Below are 17,205 nucleotides of genomic sequence, written 5' to 3'. Positions count from 1 at the left end.
CCGGGGCCGCACGGCCCCGCCCCACCCGGACTCGGCGTCACTTCCCGAAGGCCGCGGCCTTCGGCACCGCGTACAGTTTGACGTGCTGTCGCAGGTCGCGGGTCCGGCCCGGGGCGTACTCGGTCACCAGCACGGTCGCCGTGCCCGCTTCCTTGGCGGCGAGGGTGAGCTTGTCCTGGCCCGAGCCGGCCCACGCGAACAGCACGAGCTTCTCCGTCTTGAAGTCCACCACCTTCGCGATCGCCCCGGCCGCGTCCTTGAGAACGGGCGACTTCGCCAGGTCGTCGGCCGTCTCGATGACGGTCGGCACGCCCGCCTTCCCCTGCTCCGGGAATGTCACCTTCAGGTCCGCCGTCGGGATCTCCCGCACGGTCGGCTTTTCTTCTGCACCGGCCGCCGCCGCGAACAGTGACAGCGCCAGAATCACACAGGTACGCATCGGACACCTCGAGCGTGGTGAACGGGAAGTGGGAGGGGTGCTGTTGCTGTATGGACCGCGGCGGCGAGCGCGCACCGCGGGCGGAGCGACCGTTACAGTGCCCGGTGCATCACGAGCGCGTCCACGAACCCGAGGTCCGCGTGGCGGAACGCGCCCGGCACGCGGCCGACGACCGCGAACCCGCACGCCTCCCAGACCCGCACGGCCGCGGCGTTCGACGCCACGACAAAGTTGAACTGCACCGCGGTGAAGCCGAGCCGCCGGGCGGTGCCGAGCGAGTGCTCGCACATCGCGCGGGCCAGCCCGCGGCCGCGGAACGCCGGCGCGACCATGTACCCCGCGTTGGCGACGTGGCCCCCGCGGCCGGCGGCGTTCGGGCGGACGTAGTACGTCCCCGCGAAGTGCCCGTCGATCTCGGCGACGAGGCACGTGACCGGCGGGTCGAACCACAGCTTCCGGGCGGCGTCCTCGGTGGTGGACTCGTCGTACGCGAACACGTCCCCGCCGGCCGCGACGAGGCGGAACAGTTCCCAAACGCTCGGCCAGTCGGCCCCGGTCGCGGGTCGGATGAGCACGAACACACCTCGGTCTAAAGCACCCACCGGTCAGGTCGCTGTGTTAGAATACCACCGCTCATTCGAGGGAGGACAGCGCATGGTTATGGTGTACGTCGGCGGGAAGGCCGTGAGCTGGGCCGATGCCGAGAAGGTGTTCGCCGAGGCCGCGCAGGTGCAACCGGTCGAGTTCCGTGACGAGACGGGCCGCGTCCTCGCGACCACGGTCCCACGGGCCGAGCCCGCCCCGGCGTGGGAAGCCGCCATCACCCCCGAGGAAACGGCCCGCCGCATGGCCGAGCCCGCGTACACCTTCGAAGAGATGAAGAAGCGGCTGGGCTGGCAATGACCTACACCGTCTCGTGGCGACAGTCGGCCATTCAGGAAGCCGCCGCAGTTGAGGCCGCCGCGGACGACCCGGCGCGGGTGCGCGAAGCCGCCGCGCGGATCGACTTCATGCTCCGAAGGTATCCCCGGGACATGGGCGAGTCGCGGGAACCGGGGTTCCGCATCTGGTACGAGGACGTCCTCGGCGTGTACTACCGGATCGACGAGACCAACCTCCGCGTCGAGGTGCTCTACGCCGGCCCGTCGCGCCGCTGACTTGACGCGCACCGAGGCACCGTTCCACGCATGGACGACCACGACCAGCGGTTCAAGGCGCTGCTCCACGAGTTCCTGCCGGAGTTCGTCGCGCTCTTCTTCCCGAACTGGTACCCGCGGTTCGACTTCTCCGGCACCGAGTGGCTGGAGCAGGAATCGTTCCTCGACCCGCCGCAGGGCGACAACCGCGTCCTCGACCTGGTCGCCCGGGTGCGGACCCGCGAACCGATCCCGGACCCGTTCTACCGGCCGGCCGACTCGTCCCTCGTGCTCATCAACATCGAGATCGAGTCGCCCGAGCGGTCCACCGACATCCGCGGCCGCATGGTGTGGCACTATGAGGCGCTCCGCCACCGGTACGGCCTGCCCGTGTTCCCGGTGTGCCTGTTCCTGCGGGTCGGGCTCGACGGGCTCGGCTGGGACGCCTACGAGGAGCGGCTCTGGGACCGCACCCTGCTCAAGTTCGAGTACCCGTACATCGGGCTCCCGGCCCTCGACGGCTTGGCGTACTTGGGCGGCGACAACCCGCTCGGCCTGGCGCTGTCGGCGCTCATGAAACTGCCCGCCGCGGACCGGGCCGGGATCAAGGCGGAAGGGCTGGCGAAAATCGCCCGCTCGCAGGAGAATGACGCGAAGCGGGCGCTGCTCGCCGAGTGTTTCGACAACTACCTTGAGTTGGACGATGCCAGCCAGGCGCAGTTCGAACAGCTCGCCGCCGCCAACAACCCGGAGACCGCGACGATGTTCAACTCGATCGAAGCGAGGGCGATCCGGCGCATCATCCCCAAGCTGGTCGCGGAAAAGTTCGGGCCGCTGCCGCCCTACGTGGCCGGACAGTTGTCGGTGCTCCCGCCAAATCAGTTGGAAGAGATCGCTCTGAAGTTAATACGGGCCGAGTCGCTCGCCGCGCTCGGGCTCGGCGAGCCGCCCCCGGCCCCCGTGGTCCCCACCGGCCCCGCCGCGAGCGGCGAGTGACGTCGCTTGTTGCCGGGCCGCGGCGCACCTACAATGACCGTTCGACTTTCGCCGCACACGACCACGACGAGCCGCACCGGATGACGACCAAGAGCCTGCCGCTGGCCGCCGAACCCAACGGGGGCACGTCCCGCGGCGCGACCGACCCCAAGGGGAACTTCGCGTTCATCTCGCTCGGGTGCCCCAAGAACCTCGTCGACTCCGAGCGGATGCTCGGCAAGCTCGCCCAGGACGGGTACACGCTCCAGCCCGACGCGGCCGGGGCCGACGTCGTCGTCATCAACACGTGCGGGTTCATCGAGCAGGCCCGCCAGGAGTCCCTGTCCGTCATCCGCGAGATGCTCGCGCTCAAGGCGAGCGGCAAGGTCGGGTCCGTCGTCGTCGCCGGGTGCATGGCCGAGCGGCAGCGCGACGTGCTCCTCGAACAGGTGCCCGAGGTCGACCAGATCGTCGGCGTGTTCGGCCGCGAGGAGATCGCCGCGGTCGTGGACCGCGCCACCCACCGCCAGCCGCAGCTCGCCGACGAGCAGCGGTCGCTGTTCCGCCCGGCCCCGGTGCGTGCGCTCGAGGACACCGCCCGCCTCCGCATCACCCCGCGGCACTTCGCGTACCTCAAGATCAGCGAGGGGTGCGACCGGCTCTGCACCTACTGCGCGATCCCCAAGATGCGGGGCAAGCACGTCACCAAGCCGATCGAGGAAGTGGTCCGCGAGGCGCGGGAACTCGTCGCCGACGGGGTCCGCGAACTCATCATCGTCGCCCAGGACACGACCTACTACGGCATGGACCTGTACGGCCGCACGCGGCTCCCGGACCTGATCCGGGCGCTCGACAAGGTCGAGGGGCTGGAGTGGGTCCGCACGCTGTACGCCTACCCCGAGCACCTCTCGGACGAGGTCATCGACGCCCTCGCCGGGTCCAGCAAGGTGATCCCGTACCTCGACATGCCGCTCCAGCACATCAGCGACCGGGTGCTGAAGCGGATGATCCGCCGCGTCGACCGATCCGCGACCGAGAAGCTCCTGCACCGGCTCCGGGCGAAGTGGCCGGACCTCGCGATCCGCACGACCTTCATCGCCGGGTTCCCGGGCGAGACCGACGCCGAGTTCGAGGAACTGCGGCAGTTCGTGGCCGACTTCAAGTTCGAGCGGCTCGGCGTGTTCCCGTACTCGCTCGAACCCGGCACGCCGGCCGAGAAGCTCGACGGCCACATGCCCGACGACGTGAAGCAGGCCCGCGTCGCCGCGATCATGGAGGTGCAGCAACAGGTCGCGTTCGGGTGGGCGAACGCGCAGGTGGGCAAGGAGCACCCGGTCATCATCGACGGGCCGGACCCGGAGTTCGCCGGGCACGTCCGCGGCCGCACCACCGCCGACACGCCCGACATCGACTGCGCCGTCCGCGTGAAGGGGAAGAACCTGAAGCCCGGCGACTTCGCCCGCGTGAAGGTCACCGCCGCCGACGGGTACGACCTCGCCGGCCGCGCCATCGGCCAGCCGTGGTGACGCGAACCGGTCGCGCTTCCCGCGCGTCCCTCCCCTCGTAACATGCAGGGGACGTTGCGGGAGGTTCCGGCTGTACGACCGGGTGCCACGCGGCGTCACACAAGGACTCCGTCACATGGCATCTGAAGCCGAACTCAAGGCCGCGGGCGACAAGTACATCCCCAGGGACTACGACCCCACCCTCTACAAGCTCCGGCACTCGCTCGCGCACGTCCTCGCGCAGGCCGTCGTCGAGAAGTTCCCGCAGGCCAAGCCCACCATCGGCCCGCCCATCGAGTACGGGTTCTACTACGACTTCGACCTCGACGTGAACCCCACCGACGGCGAGCTGGAGTGGATCGCCAACCGGATGAAGCAGATCATCAAGGGGAGGCACCCGTTCAAGGTGCGCGAGATCAGCGCCGACGAGGGGCGCGCACTCTTCAAGGACAACCCGTACAAGGTCGAACTCATCGACGGGCTCAGCAAGGGTCAGGACGAGTACGGGAACGCCGCGGGCGGCGCGGCGACCATCACCGTGTACCAACAGGACACGTTCGTCGACCTGTGCCGCGGGCCGCACGTCGAGACCACCGGCGACCTCGACTCGAAAGCATTCAAGATCACCCAGGTGACCGGGTCGTACTGGCGGGGCGACAGCAAGAACAAGATGCTGAAGCGGTTCCACGCGACCGCGTGGGCCAGCGCCGACGACCTCAAGGCACACCTCGCCCGCGTCGAGGAGGCCGCCAAGCGCGACCACCGCAAGGTCGGCCGCGACCTCGAACTGTTCGCCAACGAGCCGGTGTTCGGGGCCGGGTTCCCGATGCTGCTCCCGAAGGGCGCGACCGTGCGCCGCCTGCTCGAACAGTTCATCACCGACTACGAGCGGAAGGCCGGCTACCTGCACGTCTACACCCCGGACGCGGCGAAGAAGGAGCTGTACAAGATCAGCGGCCACTGGGAGCACTACAAGGACAGCATGTTCCCGCCGATGGACATGGGCGAGGGCGGCAGCGACGACGAGGAACTGTGCCTGCGGCCGATGTGCTGCCCGCACCACATCCAGGTGTACAAGAGCAAGCCGCGGAGCTACCGCGACCTGCCGATCCGCATCGCCGAACTCGGGAAGATGTACCGGTACGAGCGATCGGGCGTCGTCGGCGGCCTGAGCCGTGTGCGGTGCATGACGCTCAACGACGCGCACCTGTTCGTGCGGCCGGACCAGGTGAAGGCCGAGATCGCGGGCGTGCTGGCGCTCATGAAGAAGGCGTACGCCGACCTCGGCATTACCGAGTACCGGTTCCGGCTCTCGAAGAACGACGACCCCGAGACCACCGCGGCCGGCAAGGGCGGCAAGTACGTCGACAACCCGGCGCTGTGGGAAACCAGCACCGCGATGCTGCGCGAGGTGCTGCGGGAGTCCGGGCTGCCGTTCTTCGAGGCGTGGGGCGAGGCCGCGTTCTACGGCCCGAAGATCGACGTCCAGGTCAAGGACATGATGGGCCGCGAGGAGACGCTCTCGACCATCCAGGCCGACCAGCACCTGCCCGAGCAGTTCAAGCTCGAGTTCAAGGACAGCGACGACACCCCGAAGCGGCCGGTGATGATCCACCGCGGCGTCATCAGCACGATGGAGCGGATGATGTCGTACCTGATCGAGCTGTACGCGGGCGCGTTCCCGGTGTGGCTCGCGCCGGTGCAGGTCGCGATCGTCCCCATCGCCGACCGGCACTTCGAGTTCGCCCAGCAACTCGGCGCGGCCCTCACCGAGAAGGACTACCGCGTGGACGTGGACCTCGGCACCGGCCGGATGCAGGCGAAGATCCGCGACGCGCAGATCATGAAGGTGCCGTACGTGCTGGTGATCGGCGACAAGGAGATGGCCGCGAACGCGGTCGCGGTCCGGCTCCGCACCGGCGACGACCTCGGCGCGAAGCCGGTCGCCGAGTTCGAGGCGCTGCTGGAGCAGGTGGTGAAGTCGCGGACGCTGAAGCTCGTGCCGTGAGCCGCGAAGCGAATGCAGCGAAGAGAGTGATCCGCAGATTACGCAGACGGACGCAGATTTTCAGACAGAGGACAGAGGACAGAGGACAGAGGACAGAGGACAGAGGACAGAGGAGCATGCCGAACGAGTGCCAGCCGATCTCTGACTTCTGATCTCTGTCCTCTGATTTCCAATCTCTGTCCATCTGCGTAATCTGCGGATCAACACTCTTCTTCCCGAGTCACCCCTCGTCGGACGGGTCGTCCGCGTCGACCGGCGGCACGGCCTTGTACGCCTCGACGCCCGCGGGGTCCGACTTCCGCCCGAGTGGATCGGCGCACACCTGGTACCGGAAGTTCCCGATCTGCAACTCGTCCCCGGGGCGGAGCCGGCCCTCGGGCACCCGCTCGCCGTTCACCCGCACCCCGTTGGTGCTCCCCAGGTCGCGGATCACGAGGTCGTCGTTCACCTGCGCCAGCACGCAGTGGAGCCGCGACACCTTCTTGGAATTGAGTTGCACGTCGCACTCCTCGTGGCGGCCGAACAGCAGGATCGGCTTGTCGATGAGGATGCTCGGGCCGTCGGTCAGGGACAGGAGGTGCTGGGGCATGGGTTCGGGGCGGGTTGCCCACCGTGTCGGTCTGTTGGAAGGGGCCGCGTCAGTCGCCAGCGTTCTCGTCCCCGGGCTCGCCGCCGTCATCGCCGTCGCCGGGGACCATCCCGGTGATGGTGGCGAGCAGTTCCCTCATGCTCACCGGGAACACCATGACCGCGCCGCGGTCGTGCTCGTTGGCGCCGAGCGAAAGTTCGACCTGCTTCTCGGCCAGGAGGAGCACGGCGGCGAGGTCGAGGTCGGCCGCGTCGGCCGCGGCGAGCATGTGGTTGTACAGGTCGACGCCGCCGTCGCCGACCGAGCCGGCGTCCACGATGAGCGCGTGGTACGGTTGCTCGGCGTACCGCTTCACCGCCTGGGCCGGGTCGGTCGAGATGAGGACGCGGAACCCGTGGGCCTTGAACCGCTCGCGGAACGCCTCCTTGAGCCGCTCGTTCTTCTCGACGGCGAACAGCGTCTTCTGCCCCGGCGGGGTGCGGTTCTTCGCGGGGGCAGCGGGCGCGGCGGGTCCGGGCGCGGGCGGCTCCTCGCCCTTCAGCTCGGCCCGGCACGCGCGGAGCGCCTCGACCAGTTCCGCGGGGGTCTGGTACCGCTGGTTCGGGTCGAACTTGACCGCCCGGGTCACCACCGCCAGCAGCGGCGGCGGGACGCCGAGGGCCGGCCCGCTCCGCTGGAGCCTGGCCTCGACCTCCTGGTACCGGCGGGCCTGCATCCGCTCGACGCGGTCCTTGGTGGCCGGCATGAGGGGGGTGCCGGTCACGCACTCGAACAGCACGGCCCCGAGGAAGTACAGGTCGCTGCGGACGTCGCCCGGCTTGACGTTGGTGGCCTTCTCCAGCCCCGCGTAGTCCACGGTGCGGTCCACCGTCACGTCGTTGTCGTCCTTGTCGTCGCTGCCGGACCCGCCGGAGCCGGGCGCGCCGTCGGCGATCTCGGCGAGGCCGAAGTCCACGAGCTTGGCCTGCCCGTTGGTGACGGCGATGAGGATGTTCGTGGGCTTGATGTCGCGGTGCGTCATCCCCCGCTGGTACGAGTGCGCCAGCCCCTGGGCCGACTCCTCGATGATGCGGGCCGCGTCCGCGGGCGGGAGCTTCTTGCGGATCTGGAGCAGGTCGCGGAGGTTCCCCCCCTCGATGAACTCCATCACGATGAAGTACTGCCCGGTCCTGCTGTCCTGGCCGACCGCCAGCACCGACACGAGGTTCGCGTGCCGGATCGACATGCCGAGCTTCCCCTCCCGCAGGAAGAGGTCGACCTTCTGCTTGTCCTGCATCCACTTGTTGCGGAGCACCTTGACGGCGACGACCTGCCCGGTGCGGGGGTCGTCGCCCCGGTACACGCGGCCGAAGCTGCCCGACGCGATCCGGTACAGGAGCCGGTACCCGCCGAGGAAGTACCCCTCGGTGTCGCCCTTGAGCACCTTCGCGCCCTGCCACGCCGACAGGTACCGCTTCCGCTCCAGGAACCGGACCAGATCGACCCCGGGCACCTTCTTGTTGGGCAACTCCAGCAGGCACTCGCTCACCTGGTCCTCGGTGGCGAGCCCGAGGCGCAAGATGAGTTGGGCGGTGCCGGCGGCGTCCGGGTTGGAGGCCATACGAAGGTCAGCGTTGGACGTTGGGTCGGTCCCCAACAAGTTTCGTCACGAGGATAACTTACCACCGGCGCACGCGGGACGCAATCCGGTCCGTCGAATCGGGTTGAGAGGAAAGTCCTTGCGTCGGGGGGGAGGGTGACCTAGAGTGGACCGGAACTCCCGTTCCATTCTTCATTCCTTACACACCCCACCCAACAGGGGTGAGCGATGAAATTCTTTCTGATCGTCACCAAGGGCAAGAAGCGCGGCCTGCCGATCCCCATCGAAGTCGACCTGTTCCTGATCGGCACCACCGGGATGTGCCAGCTCCGGGCGGCCCACGACGACATCGGCCCCCAGCACTGCGCGTTCGCGGTCCGGGGCACCAAGGTGTTCATCCGCGACATGGGCAGCGGCAAGGCCACGATGGTGAACGGCGAGGTCATGCCGCCCAGCGAGGAGTGGCCGCTCCACAAGGGCGACAAGATCGCCGTCGGCCCGCTCGAGTTCATGATCAACTTCCGCGAGAAGCAGCTCAACCAGCGGGACCTTGAGGAGTGGGCCCTCAAGCAACTCGACGAGGACACCGGCCCGAAGGCGTCGGCCCTCGAGGAACTCGCCCGGGCCGCCAACGTCGCCGTGGACGAGGACAACGCCTCGTCGGTCGCCAACGCCATCATCGGCAAGCTCAACGCCGCCAAGGGCGTGGTCCGGGGCCGGCTCCGGATCTCGCAGGAGGGGCCGATCACCATCGTCCGCATCCAGGACGTGTACCTCGTGGACGACGCCGAACTCGTCCACCTCAAGAAGGAACTGCACGACAACCTGAAGAGCCCGAACCTGCGGGTGCTGCTCGACTTCAAGAACGTGCGGCGGATGTCCACGTCGGCCGCGGAGATGTTCGGCGACTTCACCCAGTGGCTCCGCCGCCAGGGGAGCACCCTCGCGATGTGCCGGCTGCGGCCGGACCTCAAGTCGATGCTCGAAGGGCTCCAGTCGATGTACACCTTCCGCATGTACGCCGACAAGGACGCCGCCATCGCCGAGCGCTGGTGACGGCGCCCGGGGCCGGTTGTGCGGGCCGTGCCGGTTGTCCGCACCGGTGCGGCACCGTAACTCCCGCAATCCGCCGCGCCGGCGTGGCCCGCATTCCCCGCACAGGCCGATACTCGGGGTGAATCGTCACCCCCTGGAAGACCGGCCATGGCCACGTTCTACCTCCTTCCGCCCCGCGCGTGCCTCGAACAGGCGCTCAGCGACGCCCTCGGCCGGCTCCTCCCCGGGCTCCCGCTGCCCGCCGAGACCTGGGACGCTGTCACCGACCGCGTCGGGGCGGCCGCGAGTTGGCCCGCCGACGTGTTCCTCGTCCCCCGCGACGACCTGCCCGACGGCGAGCCGGTCGGCGAGGCGCTCGGGGCCGCGTTCGGGGCCGAGCCCGGCGACCGGGTGGTGGAGGTGAGCCTCGCGCGCGGCCCCGCGGCGGCCCGTTCCTGGGTGCTCGGCCCGGCGGACGTTTCCGGCCTCTCGGCAGCGCGATAGAATCACCGTATCACGGCCGATCACCCCGACCGTGTGCCCCGGCGCGTCCGCCCGGGGCCACGGCGTTTTGCTTTCCCCACAGACCACCATGCCAGACACCGAAGACGACTGGGCGGAACTCGCCCGCGAACTCGAGCGCGAGACCCCGCCCGCACCGAGCCCCGAGCCGGTCCCCGCCGAGGACGACCAGACCGAGGCGTACGGCGAGGCGGACAGCGAAGAGTTCGAGGACGCCGAGGCCGGGACCGAGGGCGAGGGCGGCGAGGGCGACGGCGAGCCCGGCGACGGCACCCCCGGCACCGGGCGGAAGCGCCGCCGCCGCCGCCGCCGCCGCCGCAAGGGCGGGGTCGGTCAGCCGGCCGAGGGCGCGGAAGTGGCCGAGGGCGGGGCGGTCGCCGCCACCGCGGGCGAGGTCGATACCGAGGCCGAGGCCCCGGCGGAAGCCGCCCACGACGAGGACGACGAGGACGCGGACGACGCCCCCGAGGCGACCGAGGCCGACGCTGCCGAGGACGCGGGCGGCGAGTTGCTCCGCGAGCTGATCGCCAACTGGAACGTACCGTCCTGGGACGACATCGTGTCCGGCCTGCACCGGCCGTGACCGCGGGCCGGAATGAAAAAGGGAAAAAGTAAAAGGTAAAGGCCGGAGCGCACCGGTGCTCGCGGCTTCCTCCTACTTTTTCCCTTTTACCTTTTGCACTCCCGTGAGGGGTTCACATGGCGGACGCCGTCATTGACATTGTCGGCCAGGGCGACCTGCCGCTCATCGTCGAGCTGTACAACCAGGTGTTCCGGCCGGCGAAGACCGTCGAGTCGTTCACCCGGCGGTACCTGGGCCGGCACAACGTGCTCCAGATGGTCGCCCGGGTGAAGGACAAGCCGGCGGGCTTCTTCCTGGGGTTCGAGTTGAAGCCCGACACGTTCTTCGGCTGGTTCTACGGCGTCATGCCGGAGTTCCGGCGGATGGGGATCGGCTCGCAGCTCATGGAGGCGGCGCAGGGCTGGGCGGCGCAGAACGAGTACGAGACGTTCCGGGTCGAGTGCCACAACACGCACCGCCCGATGATGCACCTGGCGATCGAACTGGGGTACGACGTGGTCGGCATCCGCTGGGACGCCGACCGCGGCGATAACCTCGTGCTGTTCGAGAAGAGCCTGACCGCCGGGCGGTAGCACGCGGTCCACGGGCCGCCCACGTGTTGCGGGCCGTTGCTCGTCCGAGCCCGAGCGCCGAGCGAGGGTTCACGTTGTCCCCTCGCTCGGCGCTCGGGCTCGGACCGGAACTCGTAACGTCTTGTCACACCGGGGCGAGTTTCAAGAAGTTCCGCAGGATCGTCGGGCCTTCCACCGTGAGGAAGCTCTCGGGGTGGAACTGGACGCCGTGCAGCGGCCACGCCCTGTGCCGCACGCCCATGATCTCGCCCTCGTCGGTCCAGGCCGTCACCTCGAAGTCCGGGTTCGTCCACGTCTCCTTCTTGATGACCAACGAGTGGTACCGGGTCGCGTCGAACGGGTTCGACATGCCCTCGAACACGCCCTTTCCGTCGTGGTGGATCGGCGACACCTTCCCGTGCATGATGCGGTAGTTGCGGATCACCTCGCCGCCGAAGGTGTGGCCGATGCACTGGTGCCCGAGGCACACGCCGAAGATCGGCGTGGTGGGTGCGAACCGCGCGAGCACGTCGTTGCAGATGCCGGCTTCCTTGGGCGTGCACGGCCCCGGCGACAGGATGATGTGCGTCGGCGCGAGCGCCGCGATCTCGTCGAGCGTGATCTGGTCGTTGCGGACCACCGTCATCGGCAGCGCCGGGTCGATCTCCCCGAACCGCTGGACGAGGTTGTACGTGAACGAGTCGTAGTTATCGATCAGCAGAATCATGATTGTGGGTGGTGTGGTGTGTGATTCCGATGTGGGGCCGCGTCAGAGCCGTGTTACAGCCATTTTAGGGCGAAGCTGAAAGCCACAATGACGAGGAGACCGTTCAGACCGGCGGCCAGCCTCGCGTGGAACAGTGGTTCCCCTTCGTAGTGTCGCGAACTGACTGCGAGTGCGCATCCGACCAAAGCAGCCAGTCCGAAGGACGCGGCAAGCACGGGATCACCCGTTGCGCCGCCAAGGTTCCTCATCCCGAACAGCGAGGGGAGCACCACGACGCAGAACCAACCGACGGACCAGAAGAAAAGTCCGATCCCCAAAGCGGCCCACCCGACGGCGCGAACGGCCTCCCGTTCGCGCCGCTTGTTCGCGAGTTCAAGAGGCGACAGCTCGCGGGGTTGATCCATCGGGTCGGGTTACCCCTGCCGCGTCGGGAGCTTCTGGGCGCTGGTGGCGGTCGGGTCGAACTTGCCCTTCGCCTCGTCGTCGGGGACCACTTCCAGGTGGTCGGCGAGCGCCGGGATGTCGTACCACGCGCCGTCGGCGAAGTCCACGATCGCCTTGCCGCCGTAGTTCACCGTGACGACCCGGCCCACCTTCCCGGCGAACCGCTCGTACTGCGGCAGCCCCGCTTTCACCCGGACGAACTTGTCGGTCCAGGTGCGCTTGAGCGCCTCGGCCTCGGCGAAGGTGGGGAACCGCATCGCGAACCTCCACGTGCCCACTTACCGCTTCGCGCCGCGCTGCGGCGGGTCGAAGTCGATGGCCCGCACGAACCGGCAGGCGTCGACCGCGCCGTACTCGCGGTCCATCCCGGGGTCGTGCCAGTCGACCGACAGCGCCCCGTCGTACCCGATCGCGTTGAGCGTCCGGATGATGCCGGGCCAGTCGATCCCGCCGTGGCCCGGGGAGCGGAACTGCCACCCGGCCCGCGGGTCGCCGCTCGGCCAGTACCCCGCGAGGACGCCGGCCCGGCCGTTGAGCGCGAGCTGCGCGTCCTTCACGTGGACATGATAGATGCGGTCCGGGAAACGTCGCAAGAACTCGACCGGGTCGACCCCCTGCCAGTGCATGTGGCTCGGGTCGAACGTGAACCCGAACTCCTCGCGATGGTCGATGGCCTCCAGCACCAACTCGGCGGAGTACAGGTCGAACGCGAGTTGCCCCGGGTGGACCTCGCAGGCGAACCGCACGCCGCACTCGCGGGCGACGTCGAGGATCGGGTGCCACTGCTTCGCGAACTGCTTCATCGCGTCGGCGATGTCGGCCGCCCGCGGGGCCGGGTAGCCGGCCACGTACCCCCAGATCGGCGAGCCGGTGAACCCGCTCACCACCCCGGCCCCGAGCCGCTCGGCGAGCCGGAACGTCGCCGTCATTTCCTCCGCGGCCCGCTGCTGCACCCCGGCCGGGTCGCCGTCGCCCCAGACGTACTCGGGCACGAGCGCCTGGTGCCGGCGGTCGATCGGGTCGCACACCGCCTGCCCGACCTTGTGGTTGGCGACGACGGGCACCTGGAGGTCGTGGCGGGTGAGAAGGTCGAGCCGGGCCGGGCCGTAGTCGTCGTCGCTGAGGCCGCGCTGCACCTCGAGGTGGTCGCCCCAGCAGCACAGCTCGAACCCGGAGTAGCCCCACCCGGCGGCCTTGGCCGCGAGCACGTCCAGGGGCACGTCGGCCCACGGGCCGGTAAACAGGAGCACCTGGCGGGGCATGGATCCCTCCGTAAGTGGTCAGTGGGCAGCGGGGAGTGGAAGACCCGGCAAGGCGCACCGCCCGCCGCTTCCGCTCCCCACTGCCCACTCCCCACTGCCCACGAACGAACTCACGCCACCGGCTTGTCGTCGTCCGGCTTCGGCGGGTCGAACGCCTTCGGCGCGTCGAACGCCTTCGGCGCGTCGAACGCCTTCGGCTCGGCGGCCGGCGGCGTGAACGGGATCGTCGCGGGCGGCGGCACCGGCGGCGACAGGTCCACGACCGGGATCGGCGGCAGCGGCGGCGGGGGGACCGGGACCGGCGGCGCGACCGGCGGAACCACCGGCGCGGTGATGACCGGCAGCGAGGTCGTCGGGGCCGGCGGCGCGCCCGTCCCCTCGGCCAGCTTCGGCGGGGCCGGGGGCACCACCGGCTCCTCCTCGTCGAGGAACACCTCGTCCAGTTCGGCCTCGTCCACCTTCTTCCGCATCAGGAAGTAGATGACCGTCGCGGCGGTCCAGAAGAAGCTGTAACTGAACCCGAGCATCATGAGGAACATGAGCGTGAGCCAGAAGCAGACGATCCCCGCGCCCCACGTGTTGTAGGCGTAGAACTCCTTGCGGGCCTGGGCGTACGTGTTCGCGTTCACCGGGTCGTACTTGTACACCTCGCGGCCGCTCGGGTTGTTCTCGACCTTCTGCCACTGGCCGCGGACCGCGTAGGGACTGTCCTTGGTGAGCAGCTCCTTCCACCCGAACGACTCGGGGGCGTAGATGAACAGGTACTCGGGCTTGCGGTCGGTCCACACGGTGCTGGCGGTGAGCCCGGCCGCCCACTTGCCGACGTACACCGTCAGCGAGCAGAAGAACAGGATGAACAGCGTGACCGCGGCCCCGTAGAAGATGGCGACGAGCCAGTACCAGATGTAGTGCCACGGGGACTGGTACACGTAGTTGATGGACCGGCTCAGGGCGTCGAACGTGTCGCTCTGGTCGCCCTCGGCGCTGAGGGTGCAGTACATGAGCGGGTAGCCCACGAGCCCGACGAGGAACACGGCCATCACGGCCCCGCCGACGATCAGGACCGGCAGGCCCAGGCCGAACACCACCAGGTCGCCGATCACCGGGATCAGCCCGACGAGGCCGTACACGATGAGCCCGACCACGCACGCCCCGATGATGACGAGCGGCACCAGCGGCGCGCCCAGGTACGCGGTGTACCGCTTGGCCACGAACCGGACCGCCTGCTTCAGCGAGATCGGCCCCTTGTTCGCCAGTTGCACGGCGGCGATGCGGGTGATGACGCCGGCGCAGAACGCCCACACGGCGACGTTGGCCAGCAGGATCAGGAACAGGTACAGCCGGGTCTTGAAGTTCACCCCGGGGGAGATCAGCTTCGCGACCGGGATCAGCATCTTCACGAGCGGCTCGACGAGCACCGGGACGGACCCGGACACGAACCCGGTGATCGCGTTGGCCCGGTCCTGGGCGGTGCCGCTGATCACGTCGGTGACGAACAGGAACGGGTTCGGCCCGCGGTACTCGTCCCACGGCATCGTACTCAGGCGGCCGCGGGTGCCGGCCAGCGAGTCGAGCACCCGCCACTCCTCGAAGTCGGTCGAGTACCGCTCGGTCGCGATCTGGCGGAAGTCGTCCTCGGTGTAGTTGGACCCGTCCGGCTTCTTCTTGTCGCCCAACTCGCGCTGGATCGTGTTGTTCTGGTACTGCGGCTCGCTCGGCTCCGGGGCCTTGGAGTGGAAGATGACCGACAGCAGCCACCACAGGAACGACATCACCAGGATGCCGGCCGCGGCGACGAGTAACTTCCGCGGGTCGAGGGCGACCTGGAAGCAGCGGAAGATCTCCATCCACGAGGCGGGGCGGTCGCCGGTCGTGGAATTCGGTGCGCGGCCGTCGGCCATGCTGGCTCCTCAGTCGAAGGAAGTACCCGGTCGGGTCGCGGCGCCCGCGGTGCGGGGGGCCGGGGGACGGGGCAGATTATACCCGGAGTGCGGGGCGAGGCAATCGGGGCTGGAAAGTGCGCCGGCGGTGGGTGATGCGCGGGATCCGCGGGGACGCGTCGGGCGGAGCCGGTGGCGCGCGGCGGGCGGCCCGCGGGCCTCTCGCGGTTCGGTTCGGCCCCCCGCCCGGCCGCGGACCGGACCACGCGCGGGAAACGCAAGCCGGCCCCGGCGGCCCCCGCTTCGATGCGGGGGCCGCCGGAGCCACGGGCTCGGGGATGTCGACAGGGCGGGGTCGTCCGCCCGGTCCCTTAGAAGAAGAACCCGATCCCCAGGTTGAACCCGTGCAGGAGGCGGAACGCCTTGAACTCGTACTGCGGGGCGATGTTGCCGAAGTTGAACCCGACCGGGTCCTTCATGTACAGCGTGTTGTAGAACGTGAGCGCCTGGTACCCGAGGCGGACCTGCACGCCCTCGATCGGGTACCACCACCCGTTGACCGCGAGGTTCGCGTTCGGGGTGAGCCGCCACTCCTGGTTGCCCCACTTCGACTGCACCGTCTGGTCCCCGAGCTTGTACTTGGCCCGCTCCTTGACCACGTTCAGCAGCATCGAGCCGGTCGCGTCGAGGCTGAGCGAGAACTGGTTGGCGACGAAGATCTCGTGCCCGCACCCGATGAACGGACCGTACATCCGCTGCGACAGGGTGTTGGTGTAGTTGGCCGCGTCCTGCGGGATCGTGTTCCCGTCCGGCGGGATCGACACGGCCCGCCAGTGGAACCGCTCGAAGAACCACGAGAACTGGAGGCCGGCGGTGCCGTACACCCGGCTGTAATCGGTCATCAGCATCGGCACCCGGGCCCCGGCCTGGGCCTGTTGGTACCGCTGGGTGAACTTCATGTCCATCTGGCTGGCGGCGTTCCAGATGCCGTACACCGAGTTGTCGTTCACCCCGGCGACCTTCCCCTGGGGGCCGGCGAAGAACGAGTTGAAGCTGTACACCGGGGACGACACGAAACTGTCGGCCAGGGTGATCTGGTTGTTCTGGAGCGGCACCGCGTAGTACGGCGGGACCAGGCTGGCCCCGACCGAGTAGTGCGCGTCGTACAGCTGCATGTAGTTGGCGAACACCCGGGTGCCGTCCTCGAACCGGTACCCGAGTTCGACGTTGAAGCCCGGCTGGTACGTCGGCGAGCCCCGGAACATCCGCGGGTTCAGGGCCTCGCGGCCCGAGCCGATGAGCGTCCCGGGGGCGACCCCGGACTGCCCGGTGAGGTCGTAGAACCCGTACCGGGCGATGGTCTGGTTCCCGATGGCCCTGGTCTGCTGCAGGAACACGAACTCGGCGCTGGTGTAGAACCCGGCGTCGCCCGAGACCCCGGTCGGCAGGTACGACGGCACCGCCTCCTGGCGGGGCGCCGGGAACCCGCCGTCCGACCCGTCCGTGGACGGGATCGTGCCGTTCATGGGCTGGGCGCGGGCGTCTGCCGGACCAGCCAGCATCGAAACGGCCGCGAGCAACGCTCCCCCGATGTACCGATATCGCATAACCCGGATCCCCCTTCACAGCTTTGACGACCGGTCCGCGGCAGGCTCCCCAACCCGTCCGCCGACCCGACACCCTCTCGGGCGTCGTTCCCCTGTCGAGTTCCTTCGCGCACTAGGGCGGAAAGTCGCGGGACAATAGCCGCGCGTCCCGTCTGGTCAAGCGCCATTGGCCGGAAAATCGGCCCCGCCGAGGGATTTCCTCACGGAACACGCCGCGCGGCGCGAAGCTGCGCCGGGCCCGGGCGGGGGGCGAACGTGGGGCGTGTGCCCCGCGGCGCGGGGGCAGGAAAGGGGGAGCGGATGGGGGGCCGGGCCGGGTGCCCAGGTTCGCGCGGGCGGCGGCGCGGCGTGAGCCCGCCGGTG

General features: G+C 69.1%; 19 protein-coding genes. 9 read left to right on the top strand and 10 right to left on the bottom strand.

The window, feature by feature from the left end:
- Positions 1–37 precede the first annotated feature (37 nt).
- Entirely contained in the window at positions 38–439 is a 402-nt protein-coding gene (locus tag ACTIGN_RS19605) for a hypothetical protein (RefSeq protein ID WP_439626903.1), read from the bottom strand.
- Positions 440–531: 92 nt separating this feature from the next.
- Positions 532–1,014 carry a GNAT family N-acetyltransferase gene (locus ACTIGN_RS19600; protein ID WP_439626901.1) on the bottom strand — a complete coding sequence of 161 codons (483 nt, stop codon included), beginning with the start codon at positions 1,012–1,014 and terminating at the stop codon, positions 532–534.
- A gap of 79 nt (positions 1,015–1,093) precedes the next feature.
- Between ACTIGN_RS19600 and ACTIGN_RS19595 the strand changes: the two genes are divergently transcribed.
- From ACTIGN_RS19595 to thrS, 5 genes are all read left to right on the top strand, one after another.
- A complete protein-coding gene (locus ACTIGN_RS19595) occupies positions 1,094–1,342 on the top strand; it encodes a hypothetical protein (RefSeq protein WP_439626899.1) in 249 nt (82 codons plus the stop codon).
- On the top strand, positions 1,339–1,596 hold the full coding sequence (locus tag ACTIGN_RS19590) for a hypothetical protein (RefSeq protein WP_439626897.1): 258 nt from the start codon (positions 1,339–1,341) through the stop codon (positions 1,594–1,596). Before ACTIGN_RS19595 ends, ACTIGN_RS19590 begins: the two co-directional genes overlap by 4 nt.
- 30 nt (positions 1,597–1,626) lie before the next feature.
- Entirely contained in the window at positions 1,627–2,571 is a 945-nt protein-coding gene (locus tag ACTIGN_RS19585; protein WP_439626895.1) for a hypothetical protein, read from the top strand.
- A gap of 80 nt (positions 2,572–2,651) precedes the next feature.
- Positions 2,652–4,076 carry a 30S ribosomal protein S12 methylthiotransferase RimO gene (gene rimO, locus ACTIGN_RS19580; protein WP_439626893.1) on the top strand — a complete coding sequence of 475 codons (1,425 nt, stop codon included), beginning with the start codon at positions 2,652–2,654 and terminating at the stop codon, positions 4,074–4,076.
- A gap of 115 nt (positions 4,077–4,191) precedes the next feature.
- The gene (thrS, locus tag ACTIGN_RS19575; RefSeq protein WP_439626891.1) at positions 4,192–6,063 is read left to right on the top strand and encodes a threonine--tRNA ligase; all 1,872 of its coding nucleotides are present in this window, start codon (positions 4,192–4,194) and stop codon (positions 6,061–6,063) included.
- Positions 6,064–6,283: 220 nt separating this feature from the next.
- Here thrS and ACTIGN_RS19570 read toward each other — a convergent pair whose 3' ends face one another.
- Both ACTIGN_RS19570 and ACTIGN_RS19565 read right to left on the bottom strand, forming a co-directional pair.
- Entirely contained in the window at positions 6,284–6,652 is a 369-nt protein-coding gene (locus ACTIGN_RS19570; RefSeq protein WP_144945277.1) for an FHA domain-containing protein, read from the bottom strand.
- A gap of 49 nt (positions 6,653–6,701) precedes the next feature.
- Complete coding sequence (locus ACTIGN_RS19565; protein ID WP_439626889.1) at positions 6,702–8,252, bottom strand: protein kinase domain-containing protein; 1,551 nt, start codon at positions 8,250–8,252, stop codon at positions 6,702–6,704.
- A gap of 207 nt (positions 8,253–8,459) precedes the next feature.
- Between ACTIGN_RS19565 and ACTIGN_RS19560 the strand changes: the two genes are divergently transcribed.
- The 4 genes from ACTIGN_RS19560 (at position 8,460) to ACTIGN_RS19545 (ending at position 10,943) form a co-directional block, all read left to right on the top strand.
- A complete protein-coding gene (locus ACTIGN_RS19560) occupies positions 8,460–9,287 on the top strand; it encodes an FHA domain-containing protein (protein ID WP_439626887.1) in 828 nt (275 codons plus the stop codon).
- 147 nt (positions 9,288–9,434) lie between these two features.
- Positions 9,435–9,770: a hypothetical protein gene (locus tag ACTIGN_RS19555; RefSeq protein ID WP_439626885.1), complete on the top strand. Its 336-nt coding sequence runs from the start codon at positions 9,435–9,437 to the stop codon at positions 9,768–9,770.
- Positions 9,771–9,858: 88 nt separating this feature from the next.
- Positions 9,859–10,371, top strand: a complete 513-nt coding sequence (locus tag ACTIGN_RS19550; protein WP_439626883.1) for a hypothetical protein — start codon at positions 9,859–9,861, stop codon at positions 10,369–10,371.
- A gap of 116 nt (positions 10,372–10,487) precedes the next feature.
- Complete coding sequence (locus ACTIGN_RS19545; protein ID WP_439626881.1) at positions 10,488–10,943, top strand: GNAT family N-acetyltransferase; 456 nt, start codon at positions 10,488–10,490, stop codon at positions 10,941–10,943.
- 124 nt (positions 10,944–11,067) lie between these two features.
- Here ACTIGN_RS19545 and ACTIGN_RS19540 read toward each other — a convergent pair whose 3' ends face one another.
- The 6 genes from ACTIGN_RS19540 to ACTIGN_RS19515 all read right to left on the bottom strand — a co-directional run bounded on the left by ACTIGN_RS19540 (position 11,068) and on the right by ACTIGN_RS19515 (position 16,842).
- Complete coding sequence (locus tag ACTIGN_RS19540) at positions 11,068–11,649, bottom strand: anthranilate synthase component II (protein WP_439626879.1); 582 nt, start codon at positions 11,647–11,649, stop codon at positions 11,068–11,070.
- Positions 11,650–11,702: 53 nt separating this feature from the next.
- Positions 11,703–12,053 carry a hypothetical protein gene (locus ACTIGN_RS19535; protein ID WP_439626877.1) on the bottom strand — a complete coding sequence of 117 codons (351 nt, stop codon included), beginning with the start codon at positions 12,051–12,053 and terminating at the stop codon, positions 11,703–11,705.
- A gap of 9 nt (positions 12,054–12,062) precedes the next feature.
- On the bottom strand, positions 12,063–12,350 hold the full coding sequence (locus ACTIGN_RS19530; protein ID WP_439626875.1) for a hypothetical protein: 288 nt from the start codon (positions 12,348–12,350) through the stop codon (positions 12,063–12,065).
- A gap of 21 nt (positions 12,351–12,371) precedes the next feature.
- Positions 12,372–13,355: a sugar phosphate isomerase/epimerase family protein gene (locus tag ACTIGN_RS19525; protein ID WP_439626873.1), complete on the bottom strand. Its 984-nt coding sequence runs from the start codon at positions 13,353–13,355 to the stop codon at positions 12,372–12,374.
- Positions 13,356–13,465: 110 nt separating this feature from the next.
- Positions 13,466–15,256: a hypothetical protein gene (locus ACTIGN_RS19520; RefSeq protein ID WP_439626871.1), complete on the bottom strand. Its 1,791-nt coding sequence runs from the start codon at positions 15,254–15,256 to the stop codon at positions 13,466–13,468.
- Positions 15,257–15,606: 350 nt separating this feature from the next.
- Entirely contained in the window at positions 15,607–16,842 is a 1,236-nt protein-coding gene (locus tag ACTIGN_RS19515) for a hypothetical protein (RefSeq protein ID WP_439626869.1), read from the bottom strand.
- Positions 16,843–17,205 lie beyond the last annotated feature (363 nt).

The organism is Gemmata sp., assembly GCF_051859125.1.
GTDB lineage: Bacteria > Planctomycetota > Planctomycetia > Gemmatales > Gemmataceae > Gemmata.
This window is presented reverse-complemented; position numbering and strand designations above follow the sequence as displayed.